Source organism: Klebsiella aerogenes, from assembly GCA_029027985.1.
GTDB classification, from domain to species: domain Bacteria; phylum Pseudomonadota; class Gammaproteobacteria; order Enterobacterales; family Enterobacteriaceae; genus Klebsiella; species Klebsiella aerogenes_A.
In genome coordinates, this window is sequence record CP119076.1 from 4,407,513 (window position 1) to 4,422,353 (window position 14,841).

The window sequence follows — 14,841 nt, forward strand, 5'->3', positions numbered from 1 at the left end:
ATGACGGGCTTCACAACTTGATGAGATTTAAGAGAAATACCAGTACGCCTCTCTCCCACCGGAAGAGAGGCGACATGATTACTGCCAGCCGTAACGGCGGCTATAGAAACCTTTCACGGTCTGGGTCAACACCATATAGCCTGCCAGGATCGCCACCAGCCATGGGAAATAATCCAACGGCAACGCCTGCAGCTGCAGGTAGCCCGCCAGCGGCGAGAACGGCAGCGCGATACCGACCGCCATCACCACCAGCGTCATCGCAAATAGCGGCCAGGCAGCGCGACTCTGCACGAACGGAATACGGCGGGTACGGATCATATGCACAATCAACGTTTGCGACAGCAGTCCTTCAATAAACCAGCCGGACTGGAACAGGGTCTGCATCTCGACGCTGTTAGCGTGGAACACCCACCACATCAAGCCGAAGGTGAGGATATCGAAAATCGAACTGATCGGCCCAAAGAAGACCATAAAGCGCCCGAGATCGGTCGGGTTCCAGCGCTGCGGTTTACGGATCTGCTCATCATCGACGTTATCGAACGGGATCGCCACCTGAGAGACATCGTACAGCAGGTTCTGAATCAACAGATGCAACGGCAGCATCGGCAGGAACGGCAGGAAGGCGCTCGCCACCAGCACGCTGAAGACGTTGCCGAAGTTGGAGCTGGCGGTCATTTTGATGTACTTGAGCATGTTGGCGAAGGTGCGGCGGCCTTCGATAACCCCCTCTTCCAGCACCATCAGGCTCTTTTCCAGCAGGATAATATCCGCCGCCTCGCGGGCGATATCCACCGCGCCGTCAACAGAGATGCCAATATCCGCCGCGCGCAGCGCCGGAGCGTCGTTGATACCGTCGCCCATAAAGCCGACCACGTGACCTTCGCGTTTCAGCAGCGTTACAATGCGCTCTTTATGCAGCGGCGCCAGGCGCGCAAACAGCGTGGTGCGTTTCGCCAGCGCCGCCAGTTCGTCGTCGCTCATGGCTTCAATCTGGCTGCCAATTACCACCTCACCCGCATCCAGCCCGACTTCATGGCACACTTTCGCCGCCACCAGTTCGCTGTCGCCAGTGAGGATTTTTACCGTGATACCGCTGGCCTTCAGCGCTTTCAGCGCCGGAGCCGTGGTCTCTTTCGGCGGATCGAGGAAGGCGATGTAGCCCTCAAGGATCAGGTCTGATTCATCCGCGCGCTGGTAGTCGCCTTCACGCGCTGGCAGGTATTTGGTCGCCACCGCCACCACCCGCAGCCCCTGGCGATTCAGGGTCTCGGTCACCCGGCGGATGCGGCGCAGCATGGTGTCGTCCATCGGCACAATATCGCCGTTGTAGCGCACCTGGGTCGAAACATTGAGGATCTCCTGTAACGCCCCTTTGCAGATCAGTTGATGCACTTCGCCATGCTCTTTCACCACGACCGACATGCGGCGGCGTTCGAAATCGAACGGGATCTCATCCACTTTCTGCCAGCGCTCCGCCAGACCACGAGCGGCATCCAGCTCAACGCCTTCCAGCACCGCGGTGTCGAGCAGGTTTTTCAGCCCGGTTTGGTAGTGGCTGTTCAGCCAGGCGGTGTGCAGTACGCGCTCGCTGGATTTGCCGGAGACATCGGTATGGTTCTCCAGCACGATTTTATCCTGAGTCAGGGTGCCGGTTTTATCGGTGCAAAGGATATCCATTGCGCCAAAGTTCTGAATGGCGTCGAGGTGTTTGACGATAACTTTTTGTTTCGACAACTTCACCGCCCCGCGTGCCAGCGTCGAGGTGACAATCATCGGCAACATTTCCGGCGTCAGGCCGACCGCGACTGACAGCGCGAACAGCGCCGCTTCCCACCAGTCGCCTTTGGTGTAGCCGTTAATTAACAGCACCACTGGCGCCATCACCAGCATAAAGCGGATCAACAGCATGCTGACCCGGCTGATGCCTTTCTGGAAGGCGTTCGGTTCACTTTCTTGTTCGCTAACACGACCAGCCAACTGACCAAACCAGGTGCTGCCGCCGGTGGCGTAGACAATAGCCTGCGCCGAGCCGCTGACCACGTTGGTCCCCATAAAGCACAGAGTGTCGCACTCCAGCGGATTGCTTTGCAGCGGGTCGCGGCTGCGCGCCACTTTCTCAACCGGCAGCGATTCGCCAGTCAGCGATGCCTGAGCGACGAACAGATCGCGCGCCTGGAGGATGCGCAGGTCCGCCGGGATCATATCCCCCGCTGACAACTTGATGATATCTCCCGGCACCAGCTGGTCGATGGGTAGTTCGTGCCAACGGCTTTCGCCCTGCTCGTTGATCACTCGCAGCACCGTCGCGGTATTACTGACCATCGCTTTCAGCGCATCCGCCGCTTTCGTCGAACGCGCTTCCTGGATGAAGTTAAGCAGCGTGGAGATACCGACCATCAGCGCGATGACACCTGCCGCGAACAGATCCTCGGTGGAATAGGAGACGATGCCGAGCACCGTCAGCAGTAGGTTAAACGGATTGCGGTAGCAGCTCCACAGATGCACCCACCACGGCGATGGCTTCTGCGCCGGAATTTGGTTGTCGCCATGCTGGGCGATTTTCGCCGCGACTTCGGCCTCGTTTAGCCCTTCCGGATGGCTATCGAACGCACGCCAGATTTCCTGCTCATCCATCGCCGCAACGTCCAGACAGCGCTTGCCGAGCGAATCCGGGATCGGCGCGCTGGTCAGGTTACGAGCATCAGGCAGCGGATCGCGTTGGACTAAACGACGTGGCAGATGGCGGCTAAGCTGCGCGAACAACTGCCGGGTAAAATTTTTCAACATAAACAGTCCCTCCGCGCTCGCGTGAGCGAACGCAGCGTTACCGACGGGCACGGCAAAACCTTACCTGTCAGGCATTATTTTTATATGGCAGGGACATCGTGGACGTCACTGCTTTACGCTTTCCGGTAAAGCAGTGTTAAACAGGCTTACCGGAAAGAAAGGTTGCTCCATCGAGGATGAGGAGTGGGATCGGGGTCCATAAAATCTCCGGTAAGTGAGCCAAAACGGAGCGGAGTATACCGCTTCCGGGAACCTATTTGTGACTATTCTGGCTATCATACCGCCGCGCAACTAAACCAGACGTCAACCAGCCTTTGCTCATTGAGGATTCGTTGAGTAGCATTAGGCTCACGACAATCGGATGACGGCGAGAACCTCGTATGCAAAACCGACTTACTATCAAAGATATCGCACGCTTAAGCGGCGTCGGAAAATCGACGGTGTCGCGCGTACTGAATAATGAAAGCGGCGTCAGCGAGCGCACCCGCGAACGGGTGGAAGCAGTGATGCTGCAACACGGTTTCTCCCCTTCCCGCTCCGCCCGCGCGATGCGCGGCCAAAGCGATAAGGTGGTGGCGATCATCGTCACCCGTCTGGATTCGCTGTCGGAAAATTTAGCCGTGCAGACCATGCTGCCCGCGTTCTACCAGCAGGGCTACGACCCGATCATGATGGAGAGCCAGTTTTCTCCAGCGTTGGTCGAAGAGCATCTGGGGATACTCGCCCGGCGCAATATCGATGGCGTGGTGCTGTTCGGCTTTACCGGGATTAGTGAAGCGATGCTCGACCCCTGGCGCGACACGCTGGTGCTGCTGGCGCGCGATGCTCCCGGTTTCGCTTCGGTTTGCTACGACGACGACGGAGCGATTAAACTGCTGATGCAGCGTCTTTACGATCGCGGGCATCGGCATATCAGCTTCCTCGGCGTGCCGCACAGCGACGTCACTACCGGCCAGCGCCGCCATCAAGCGTATCTCGATTTCTGCGCACAGAAGAAACTCACGCCGACCGCCGCTCTGCCGGGACTGGCGATGAAGCAGGGTTATGAAAGCGTCGCCAGCGTGCTCAACGCTGACACCCGCGCGCTGGTCTGCGCCACCGATACCCTTGCCCTCGGCGCCAGCAAATATCTGCAGGAACAGCGCATTGATGATCTACAGCTCGCCAGCGTCGGCAGCACGCCGCTGATGAAGTTTCTACATCCGGAAATCCTCACCGTCGATCCCGGTTACGCCGAGGCCGGACGCCAGGCGGCGCAACAGCTGATCGAACAGATCGGCGGCCATGCCGACCTGCGGCAGATAGTGATCCCCGCCACCCTGAATTAACCTCCCCAGGGCGATTTATGTGATCTTCGCCGAGTTTCGGGAACGTTCCCATTTTACGTAATCCACGGAACGGTTAGGATGCGCTCAAGGTTAAAACGGCATCTCTCTCCTCTGTTTTGAGGCTTCATCATGAGCAAAGTAAATCAACAGGACATCGATAAATTGATCGCACTGGTCGGCGGTCTCGACAACATCGCCACCGTCAGCCACTGTATTACCCGTTTGCGCTTTGTGCTGAACGACCCGGCCATCGCCAAACCGAAAGAAATCGAACAACTGCGCATGGTGAAGGGATGCTTCACTAACGCCGGGCAATTCCAGGTAGTCATCGGCACCGAAGTCGGCGATTACTATAAAGCCCTGCTGGCGACCACTGGCCAGGCATCCGCCGACAAAGAACAGGCCAAACAGGCCGCACGGCAAAATATGAAGTGGCACGAGCGGCTGATCTCGCACTTTGCCGAGATCTTCTTTCCGCTGCTGCCGGCGCTGATCAGCGGCGGCCTGATCCTCGGTTTTCGTAACGTCATCGGCGACCTGCCGATGAGCAACGGCCAGACACTGGCGCAGATGCACCCGTCGCTAAAAACCATTTACGACTTCCTGTGGCTGATCGGCGAAGCGATCTTCTTCTATCTGCCGGTCGGGATCTGTTGGTCGGCGGTGAAAAAAATGGGTGGCACGCCGATCCTTGGGATCGTACTGGGCGTCACGCTGGTTTCTCCGCAACTGATGAACGCCTATATGCTCGGCCAGCAGGTGCCGGAAGTATGGAACTTCGGCCTGTTTACCATTGCGAAAGTCGGCTATCAGGCGCAGGTGATCCCGGCCTTGCTGGCAGGGCTGACGCTGGGCTTTATCGAAACGCACCTCAAGCGCATCGTGCCTGATTATCTCTATCTGGTGGTAGTGCCGGTCTGCTCGCTGATTCTGGCGGTATTCCTCGCCCATGCCTTGATCGGCCCATTCGGCCGCATGATCGGCGACGGCGTGGCTTTTGCGGTTCGCCATCTACTGACCGGCAGTTTCGCGCCCATCGGCGCCGCCCTGTTCGGCTTCCTCTATGCGCCACTAGTAATCACCGGGGTGCATCAAACCACGCTCGCTATCGACATGCAGATGATTCAGAGCATGGGCGGTACGCCGGTGTGGCCGCTGATTGCACTCTCAAACATTGCCCAGGCGTCAGCGGTGGTCGGCATTATCATTGCCAGCCGCAAGCAGAACGAACGCGAAATCTCCGTGCCGGCGGCTATCTCCGCCTACCTCGGCGTCACCGAACCGGCAATGTACGGCATCAATTTGAAGTACCGCTTCCCGATGCTATGCGCGATGGTCGGTTCCGGCCTCGCTGGACTGCTGTGCGGTCTGAACGGCGTCCTGGCAAACGGGATCGGCGTCGGCGGTCTGCCGGGCATCCTCTCCATTCAACCAAGCTACTGGCAGGTTTACGCCATGGCGATGGCCATCGCAGTCGTGGTGCCGATTGTCCTCACCACCGTGGTTTATCAGCGCAAGTACCGTCAGGGCACCTTGCAGATTATCTAACTTCTTCTTTCGGGGCGCCGTTTGCGCCCCGTGGCTCTTGCAGGAACGCAATATGAATACCCTTCCCCACTGGTGGCAAAACGGCGTCATTTATCAAATTTATCCGAAGAGTTTTCAGGATACGACCGGTAGCGGTACTGGCGATTTGCGCGGCGTCACCACCCGTCTCGACTATTTACAAAAGCTCGGCATTGATGCCATCTGGCTGACGCCGTTCTACGTCTCGCCGCAAGTGGACAACGGCTACGATGTGGCGAACTACACCGCCATCGATCCCTCGTACGGTACGCTGGAGGATTTCGACCAACTGGTCGCCGAGGCGAAAGCTCGCGGTATCCGCGTCGTACTGGATATGGTGCTAAACCATACTTCAACCGAGCACGAATGGTTCCGCCAGTCATTGCAGAAAGAGAGCCCTTATCGCCAGTTCTATATCTGGCGCGACGGCGAACCGGGCACGCCGCCGAACAACTGGCGCTCAAAATTCGGCGGTAACGCCTGGCAGTGGCACGCGGAAAGCGAACAGTACTATCTGCATCTTTTCGCCACCGAACAGGCGGATCTCAACTGGGAAAACCCGGCGGTACGCACCGAGCTAAAAAAGGTCTGCGAATTCTGGGCCGACCGCGGCGTCGACGGCCTGCGCCTGGATGTCATCAACCTGATCTCTAAAGACCAGCGCTTCCCGTCGGATACCATTGGTGATGGACGCCGCTTCTACACCGATGGCCCACGGGCGCATGCGTTCCTGCAGGAGATGAACCGCGATGTCTTCACTCCGCGTAACCTGATGACCGTCGGCGAGATGTCTTCCACCTCGCTTGAACACTGCCAGCAGTACGCCTCGCTGGATAGCCGCGAGCTGTCGATGACCTTTAATTTCCATCATCTGAAGGTCGATTATCCCGGCGGTGAAAAGTGGACGCTGGCTCGCCCGGATTACGTGGCGCTGAAGGCGTTATTCCGTCACTGGCAACAGGGAATGCACAACCAGGCGTGGAACGCGCTGTTCTGGTGTAACCACGATCAGCCGCGCATTGTGTCGCGCTTCGGCGACGAGGGCGAGTACCGGGTACCGGCGGCGAAAATGCTGGCGATGGTGCTGCATGGCATGCAGGGAACGCCCTATATCTATCAGGGCGAAGAGATTGGCATGACCAATCCGCACTTCAGCAGCATCAGCGATTATCGCGATGTCGAGAGCCACAATATGTTTATCGAGCGCGCGGCGCAGGGGCAGAGCCCGGATGAACTGCTGGCGATTCTGGCCAGCAAGTCGCGCGACAATAGCCGTACGCCGATGCCGTGGCACGGCGGCGAGAACGGCGGCTTCAGCGCAGGCAAGCCGTGGATTAGCCCTGGCGATAACTACCGTGAGATTAACGTCGAGGCGGCGCTGGCAGACCCGGAATCCGTGTTTTATACCTATCAGCAACTGATTAGCCTGCGTAAGACCACCCCAGTGCTGACCTGGGGCGATTACCAGGATCTGCTGCCGGAACATCCGTCGCTCTGGTGCTATCGCCGTCAATGGCAAGGACAGACGCTGGTCGTCGCCGCCAACCTGAGCCGCGAATTCCAGCCGTGGCAGCCGCAGGCTATACCCGGCGACTGGCGAACGCTGATGGGCAACTATGCGGAAACGGCCAACCGACCCGCAGCGATGACGCTGCGACCGTTCGAAGCGGTGTGGTGGCTACAGGAGTAAAGGTAACACCCCAGTAATGCGGCGAAAAGGTCGCATTACTTATTCATGTCATATTGAGTATTATGATACTGAAAATGTACGACAATAACTTTTACAGAATATAAGTATTCAAACAAAAATAGCCCTGCCAATTTAATTACCTCAGCAGGGCATTATGAAAAAATCAATTATTAAAACCGGTTGTATTAGTATATTACTTATTAGCGCTCAAGGTTGGTGTGGCAACACCTCCGTCGATCTACGATTTGGCCACAATACAACGTCAGATCTTAATGATTCAAGAATCAAGGTCATGCATCAAGCTGATAACGGATTTTATTTTTCTGTTGAAGCTGCACAAAACCATAACGATACCTTCTTTGGCGATACCGATAGAAATAATCCGGATGATAAAGGTGTCACAGAGGCGGCCGAGGAGATAGAAACCCGTTGGCGCTTTGATCTCGGTGATGGCTATGCGGTAGCGCCAGGGCTGGTAACAGTATTTACGTCCAGCAATACCCATTATCGACCGTTTATCCAGGGCTGGAAGTCCTTTGATAACGGCTTAAATATCTCAGCGCGTTATCGTTATAATACCGTGAATGACTCCCACAGCGATAGAGAATTAGACGGTAGTGGTTATACGCGTCGTGAATCCCATCAATTTGATTTATGGTTTGCCTATAACATCGGTAAGTTTGGGATGTCATATAATCCACGTTTCCGCTGGCAGGATGGTGTTGATCAAGGTACCGGTGATGATACCTACTGGGAACATACATTATCGTTTAACTATAAACTTGAGGATGGTTGGACACCTTACGTCGAACTCGTGTCCCTGGACAAAACATATATCAACGACGACGGCCATCATGAAAATGATTACGCGGTTCGTCTGGGTATTGTTAAGCAACTATAACTCCCCGCGCTGCATCGGCTGCAATAAATAACAGCCGATGCGGTCCACGATAGTCAACAGCTCCAGTTGTCCTTCCCGCTGATACAACGAAATAGCGTCAATTACGACATCCAGTGACCAGACTAACGTCGCCACCGAGGCCAACGTTGAATCACGGCGGGTAATGGCAATGACCTTCACTCCCTTACGGAGGGCATTCCTTGCCATATCGACCAGTGATGTCGTTTCTCCGGATTTGCTAATCAACACTAAAGTTCCCCGGGATACCCGAGTCAGTTGATGAACATCATTGAGGATTAAATGTGGCAAACTGGCCAGTGATAAAAAGCGCGATAGATAATTCAGACTCGTTAATGATGCCCCACGCGCATATAGATAAATATGGCTGGAATCCATTAATAAGTTACACAAGCGTGTAATGACCCCCTCCTCTTCATCACACATCATCGAACGTGGTGACTCCACAGACAATCTATCACGCGAGAAATTATAACGGAGCTCGGTATAGCTACGATATCCCATTTTTTTACATACCCGATTTACCGATGTCGTTGTGGTAAAGGTATCCTGCGCGATAACTTTGGCTGATATATCAGAAATTTCATGTGCATGGCACTGAATATATTCAAATATTAGCCTTTCACTTCCCTGAAAAGAGTTCATAATGATTTCCACCCTATTTAAACATCGTTTTATTTTAGTGAATTAATTTGGTTTCCACTGGAATGAAAATCACACTCCTTTCAATTACGTACCACGATACGTAATTAGTACGAACAAACAATTCATCGCCGCTTTTCTTTGTTTTTATAATTAATACACGTTCATTATCAGGAATATTAATATGTCGAAACGAACTATCGTCGCGGTGACTGCATGCCCAACAGGCATTGCTCATACATTTATGGCCGCGAATAAAATCATCGCCTGGGCTACAGAAAACAACATCAATGTTAAAGTGGAAACTCAGGGAAGCGACGGCGTAAAAAATAAGCTTTCGCGACAGGATATTGCGGCTGCGGACGCGGTGATCCTTGCCACTGATGTCCCTCTCCAGGACGAAGATCGTTTTGATAGCGTCCCACATCTGAAAATCCGTACTCAGGAAGTCATCAAACATACCGACCGCTATCTACGTAAAGCGCTGGAGATGGGGAAAAGCAGCGAACAGGTCTTTCTGGATAACGAGGAAGAACGCTCTGCTTATCAAATATTCATAGGACACATCATGGCGGCAATCAGCTATATGTTGCCTGTCGTCGTCCTTGGCGGTCTGTTGATGGCAGTGGCTAAAATTACCGGTCAGATAATCCCCATTGCGGGCACCCCTTTCGAGGTGCTGGATAAATTGGGGTTCATGGTCATCAAGTTTATGTATCCAGTATTCGCTATGTATCTCGCCTTCTCTATCGCCGGAAAGCCCGCCCTCATCCCTGGCCTGATTGGCGGTATCATGTGCGATGAGGTCTACAAACGTTTTTTCGCCATTGAAAGTTTTATGCCTTCCGGCTTTTTTGGTGCCATCGCTATCGGCTTTTTTGTCGGCTACCTTGTGCGGTGGCTTAACGACACCATCCACGTACGCACTCAGCTCACTACGATTAAAACCATGCTACTCGTTCCACTATGCACGGGCATCACGCTGGTGATCGTAATGCAGTATTTGATAAATCCCTTTTTTGGCGCCATCAACCAAGCCATGGTGACCTTTTTTACATCGGCAGGCGACACCGGCCGCGGTTTCTATTCCATGATGATCGCCGCAGGCACCGCGTTCGATCTCGGCGGGCCTATCAATAAAGCGGCAGGATCCGTTGCGCTGGGGCTCAACGGCGTCAGCGAGACCTTCGATTTAACTGCCAGAGAGCTCGCGATTGTCATCCCCTCGATTGGCGTCGGTATCGCCGTGTTTCTCAACGGCCGTTTCGGGCTCCCTGTCGTTTTTAATACGGAGGAAAAAACGGTTGGCAGCACCTCTCTGTTACTCGGCCTGATCGGAATTTCAGAAGGCGCAATCCCTTTCATCCTGAAAAATCCGCGTCTGATACCGGTTTTCATGGTCGGAGCCATATCCGGGGCGCTTATTGCCATCGCGCTTGGCGTGAAACAGTCTTTGCCATTACCTGCAATATGGGGCTGGCCGCTTGCGACGAACGTCACAGGCTATCTCATCAGCGTCCTGGCGGGTTCCTTCATTTGCGCCTTAGGCGTGCTCTATGCCAGCCCCAGAATCACTCGGGAGCCTACGTAAATGAACAAGATCCATGTCATTGCCCACACGCATTGGGATCAGGAATGGTATTTCACACTCCAGGACAGCAACATTCTGGCAACCTGGAATTTTGCCGATGTGATAAAAACCCTGGAGGAAACTCCTGACTACACCTGCTATCACTTAGACGGGCAGACCGCCGTGGTTGAAGACTTCCTCGCGATCAATCCGGGATACCGCAAAAGATTAACCCGCCTGGTCACAGAGAAACGGCTATTCATCGGCCCGTGGTATACCCAGACGGATACCTTCAATGTTCACGGCGAATCCATCATCCGCAACCTGAAGTACGGTATGCTCTCCGCGCGTAGTCTGGGGCACGCGATGATGGTTGGTTATCTGCCGGATACCTTCGGCCATAACGCGCAAATGCCAACTCTGCTGCGCGGTTGCGGTATTGATAACCTCGTATTCTGGCGCGGCGTTAACGATGACTCTCACATCAATCAAAGCCAGTTTATATGGCAAGCGCCTTCCGGCGCGCGCATCATTGCTTGCGCCATGGCCTGCGGCTATGGCGCAGCAAAACACATCTGCCCCGATGCTGAACACCTGCAGGGCAAAATATTTCCGATCGTGAATCACATTCGCCAACGATCCGGCCTGCAAGATTTGCTACTTCCCTGCGGAGGCGATCAGGTCAATATCGATCCGGATCTCCCCAAAATACTAAAAATTGCCAGTCAGCAATCCCCCAATGGCGATCGCTTTCAGATCAACTCTCTGGAGGCCTGGATAAACATTCTCCGTCAACAAAGCGATCGGTTCGCTCGCTGGGCGGGAGAACTAAAATCGCCGCGGCATACCCGAATCCATAAAACCATCGGTTCGGTTCGTTATGACATCAAAAAGAAAAACTACGACGTCGAGCAGTATCTCCTGGGAACACTTGAGCCCACTATCGCGTTGGCTCGCCAGCATGGCGTCTACGTCAATTTGCAATGGGTGGACACTATCTGGAAAAAGCTGCTGCGCAGCCATGCGCACGACTCCATTGGCGGCTGCAACAGTGACGCCACAAATCGCGATATTCTTCACCGCCTTGAACAAGCGGAACAGTTGAACCATAGCCTGTGGAACCTGGTGATCAGGGAGATGGCGCTCTCTTGTTGCCAGGAAGGAGAGTTGTTTATCCTTAATCCGACAGCATCGCCCTATTCAGGAACATTTAAAACAGTCCTCTATAGTCGCACCCCGAGCATCGCGCTTTATCACCACCAACAACCCTTGCCATTCAGTGTACTTGAGCGAACAGAAATCCCCGGTGGTCGTACTGTTCAACTGACAGTCGAAGGAGAGCAAGAAGCCGAACTCCCGGCTTACTATCGCTGGCAGATAGCGTTTAAGGCACCCGCTTTTCCCGCCCTGGGCCATACGAGTATTCAGGTATATGAAACGCCACAACAGCCCCTCTCTGTTATGCAGGTTTCGGCCGAACAGACCATCGATAATGAATATTACCGATTAACGCTGGACTCTGGTTCGCTTTCTCTTCTGGAAAAACGCAGCGGGAGACTCCTTACAGGGCTTCTTGCATTTGAAGACTGCGCCGATGCGGGCGACAGCTATGACTTCTCTCCTCTTCCCGACAATAACCCGACACTGTTTCATGAGTTTTACCCAATCAACTGTGAGAAAAGCCCGCATATTGAACGCCTGAAGCTGGGGGCGACGCTGACTCTACCTACTGCGCTAAACCAGCCGGATAAGTGTGCCATCAACGTCCAAATCGTCTGTGAGTTACGCCAGGACGAACCAAACCTGTTCATTGACCTCGATCTGGACAATACGGCATGCGATCATCGCCTGCGGCTTCTCATCAACAGCGATATTCAGACCCACGAATCAATCGCCTCCCAACCTTTTGCGCTCATACGCCGCCCGATTGCCGATGCGCCGACAAACTGGCGCGATCGCTATCGTGAAAAGCCCGTTGATATAGAGACCAGCGACGGTATTATCGCCATCGATGCCCCCGGAAAAGCCTTAGTCATTAACAGCCTGGGAATGAAAGAATTTCAGGTTTTACATAACACATCTGCTCAAATTGCCCTGACGCTTTTTAAATCCACCGGAGTATTAGGGCGAGATGATCTTGAATGGCGGCCGGGCCGGGCCTCCGGAATTAACAACACGGTTGTCCACACGCCGGATGCACAGTTACTAAAGCCCCTGCACTTTTCCCTGGCCTTAGCGCTGACGGAAAGAGCCGATCACCTAACCTTAAGGCTGCTGGAGCAAAGAGTGATACGCCAGCCTGTCGCCTGGCAGCACCAGACGCTGAACACCCTGGATCACCGGCTCGATCGTTTCACTCTGAATTTCGATTCCCATTCAATGCCAACAGACTTCAGCTTTCTGGCTTTGCCGGAGCCGCTCATCTTGTCAGCAATACCTCATGCACAGACAGTTGACGGTACGATCGTACGCATTTTCAACGCTGGCGCGACCCCGGTAGCCATTCCCCCATCACTCAAGGGTGTCCCACAGGTTAACTACCTGGAAGAATTTATCTCCCCCTGTGCGGCGATCATGCCCGCCAACACATGCGACTTTCTTTTCCGCCATCATGAGCATCAGGAGCACCATGAATCCATCCGCCCGCAATAACATCGTTGAGAAAACACTGGCGCAACTTTATCCTGCCGCACAGATCCCCGCGCTTATCACGCGTATTCACCAACTGTGTCAGCACTGGAAAAAGAAGACGCGAGAGCCGGCGTTGCTCGATCAAACCCGCGTCTGGATGATCGCCTACGGCGACAGCATCACGGCACCGGATAAGCACGCGCTCGCGACGTTATGCCGGTTTTCACAGAACCGGCTCGAGAATGTGATAAGCGATATCCACCTGCTGCCGATGTACCCCTGGACGTCTGATGATGGATTCAGCGTGACGGACTACCGGAAAATTGCCCCTGAACTGGGAACATGGGACGATATTGCCGATCTGGCATGCCATTTCAACCTTATGTTTGACTTTGTCATTAACCATGTCTCGCAACAAAGCCGCTGGTTTCAAGGATACTTGCAGGGTGACCCTCGTTACGAAAACTATGTTATCAGCGCCGACCCGGACGCCGATTACCACCGGGTGACTCGTCCGAGGACGCTGCCGTTGCTAACCCCCTTCACGCGGCAATCCGGAGAGAAGGTACACATCTGGACAACGTTCAGCGCCGACCAGATCGACCTTAACTTTCGGGAACCTGAAGTACTGCTGGAAAGCATTGATATCCTGCTTCAATACGCCGCTTGCGGCGCCCGCGCCATTCGCCTCGATGCCATTGGTTTTTTGTGGAAGGAGAAAAATAGTTGCTGTATCCACCTGGCGCAAACTCATCAGATTATTAAGCTCTGGCGCGTCATACTGGAAGAGACCTTCCCGGACTGCCTGTTAATAACCGAAACGAACGTTCCTCATCAGGAAAACATCCAATATTTTGGCAACGGTGACGAAGCCCATATGGTATATCAGTTCCCACTGCCGCCGTTGACGCTACACGCATTCCTACGTGGCGATGCGCGCTGGCTACGCCAGTGGGCGCAGTCGCTTGACCAGGAAGTTCTCCCCGAAAACACCACATTCTTCAATTTTCTCGCCAGCCATGACGGTATTGGGCTGCGCCCTGTGGAACATCTATTGGATGGGGATGAAAAAGCATTTCTTATCAATGAAGTGGAACGAAAGCATGGGCGAGTCTCATGGAAAACAAATCCCGATGGCAGCCAGTCGCCCTATGAACTCAATATTAACTACCTGAGTGCGCTAAGCGAGCCTGGAGAAAACATAGATGCGCAGGTAGACCGATTCGTCGCCTCACAGGCCATCCTGTTTATGTTGCGCGGCGTTCCGGCAATTTACTACCACAGTCTGTTTGGCAGTGAAAATGATCAAGTTGGGTTGGCTGAAACAGGAGTAAACCGGCGAATTAATCGTCAAAAGCTGGATTTCGCCACGTTGAATACTGAACTTCTTAACCCGAAAAGTCTGCGGGCGAGAATCTTTTCTCGCCTGGCGACGCTGTTAACGTTGCGCAGAAAATATGCCGCATTCTCACCTCAGGCGACTCAGCGGGTACTAGACCTTCCCGACACCTTTTTCGGTCTTGTGCGCCATCATCCACAAACCCACGAAACACTGTATTGCGTGGTCAATCTTACCGGTTTTTCACAACCGTTATCGCTGCCTGCAACCGGTCTCGACCTTCTGACGGGAGAATGCTTCTCCGGCACCGGCGAACTGAATGCCTGGCAAATTCTCTGGCTAAATACCGATACCCCTCAGGAGGCATAA

The 14,841-nt window shown here is 54.0% G+C and carries 9 protein-coding genes; 7 read left to right on the forward strand and 2 right to left on the reverse strand.

The window, feature by feature from the left end; all coding sequences use genetic code 11:
* Nucleotides 1-78: 78 nt before the first annotated feature.
* Entirely contained in the window at nt 79-2,787 is a 2,709-nt protein-coding gene (gene mgtA, locus PYR66_20960; protein ID WEF27720.1) for a magnesium-translocating P-type ATPase, read from the reverse strand.
* Nucleotides 2,788-3,167: 380 nt separating this feature from the next.
* Here mgtA and treR point away from each other — a divergent pair, with 380 nt between their 5' ends.
* The 4 genes from treR to PYR66_20980 all read left to right on the forward strand — a co-directional run bounded on the left by treR (nt 3,168) and on the right by PYR66_20980 (nt 8,272).
* The gene (gene treR, locus PYR66_20965) at nt 3,168-4,115 is read left to right on the forward strand and encodes a trehalose operon repressor TreR (protein WEF27721.1); all 948 of its coding nucleotides are present in this window, start codon (nt 3,168-3,170) and stop codon (nt 4,113-4,115) included.
* 129 nt (nt 4,116-4,244) lie between these two features.
* On the forward strand, nt 4,245-5,663 hold the full coding sequence (gene treB, locus PYR66_20970) for a PTS trehalose transporter subunit IIBC (GenBank protein ID WEF27722.1): 1,419 nt from the start codon (nt 4,245-4,247) through the stop codon (nt 5,661-5,663).
* Nucleotides 5,664-5,715: 52 nt separating this feature from the next.
* Nucleotides 5,716-7,371: an alpha,alpha-phosphotrehalase gene (gene treC, locus PYR66_20975; protein WEF27723.1), complete on the forward strand. Its 1,656-nt coding sequence runs from the start codon at nt 5,716-5,718 to the stop codon at nt 7,369-7,371.
* A 154-nt stretch (nt 7,372-7,525) separates the two neighbouring features.
* The gene (locus tag PYR66_20980) at nt 7,526-8,272 is read left to right on the forward strand and encodes an oligogalacturonate-specific porin KdgM family protein (protein WEF27724.1); all 747 of its coding nucleotides are present in this window, start codon (nt 7,526-7,528) and stop codon (nt 8,270-8,272) included.
* Here the strand turns inward: PYR66_20980 and PYR66_20985 are convergent.
* On the reverse strand, nt 8,267-8,935 hold the full coding sequence (locus PYR66_20985; protein WEF27725.1) for a MurR/RpiR family transcriptional regulator: 669 nt from the start codon (nt 8,933-8,935) through the stop codon (nt 8,267-8,269). The two genes, PYR66_20980 and PYR66_20985, sit on opposite strands and share 6 nt — an antisense overlap.
* Nucleotides 8,936-9,116: 181 nt before the next feature.
* On the opposite strand from PYR66_20985, the gene PYR66_20990 reads away from it, so the two are divergent.
* From PYR66_20990 to PYR66_21000, 3 genes are read left to right on the forward strand one after another with little or no spacing between them, the layout of a single operon-like run.
* Nucleotides 9,117-10,523, forward strand: a complete 1,407-nt coding sequence (locus PYR66_20990) for a fructose-specific PTS transporter subunit EIIC (protein WEF27726.1) — start codon at nt 9,117-9,119, stop codon at nt 10,521-10,523.
* Nucleotides 10,524-13,154 carry a glycoside hydrolase family 38 C-terminal domain-containing protein gene (locus PYR66_20995; GenBank protein ID WEF27727.1) on the forward strand — a complete coding sequence of 877 codons (2,631 nt, stop codon included), beginning with the start codon at nt 10,524-10,526 and terminating at the stop codon, nt 13,152-13,154.
* Complete coding sequence (locus tag PYR66_21000; protein ID WEF27728.1) at nt 13,132-14,841, forward strand: sugar phosphorylase; 1,710 nt, start codon at nt 13,132-13,134, stop codon at nt 14,839-14,841. Before PYR66_20995 ends, PYR66_21000 begins: the two co-directional genes overlap by 23 nt.

Bases quoted from the DNA above. Each gene is read 5' to 3' on its own strand.
- mgtA (WEF27720.1), bottom strand. From the start codon at position 2,787: ATGTTGAAAAATTTTACCCGGCAGTTGTTCGCGCAGCTTAGCCGCCAT.
- treR (WEF27721.1), top strand. From the start codon at position 3,168: ATGCAAAACCGACTTACTATCAAAGATATCGCACGCTTAAGCGGCGTC.
- treB (WEF27722.1), top strand. From the start codon at position 4,245: ATGAGCAAAGTAAATCAACAGGACATCGATAAATTGATCGCACTGGTC.
- treC (WEF27723.1), top strand. From the start codon at position 5,716: ATGAATACCCTTCCCCACTGGTGGCAAAACGGCGTCATTTATCAAATT.
- PYR66_20980 (WEF27724.1), top strand. From the start codon at position 7,526: ATGAAAAAATCAATTATTAAAACCGGTTGTATTAGTATATTACTTATT.
- PYR66_20985 (WEF27725.1), bottom strand. From the start codon at position 8,935: ATGAACTCTTTTCAGGGAAGTGAAAGGCTAATATTTGAATATATTCAG.
- PYR66_20990 (WEF27726.1), top strand. From the start codon at position 9,117: ATGTCGAAACGAACTATCGTCGCGGTGACTGCATGCCCAACAGGCATT.
- PYR66_20995 (WEF27727.1), top strand. From the start codon at position 10,524: ATGAACAAGATCCATGTCATTGCCCACACGCATTGGGATCAGGAATGG.
- PYR66_21000 (WEF27728.1), top strand. From the start codon at position 13,132: ATGAATCCATCCGCCCGCAATAACATCGTTGAGAAAACACTGGCGCAA.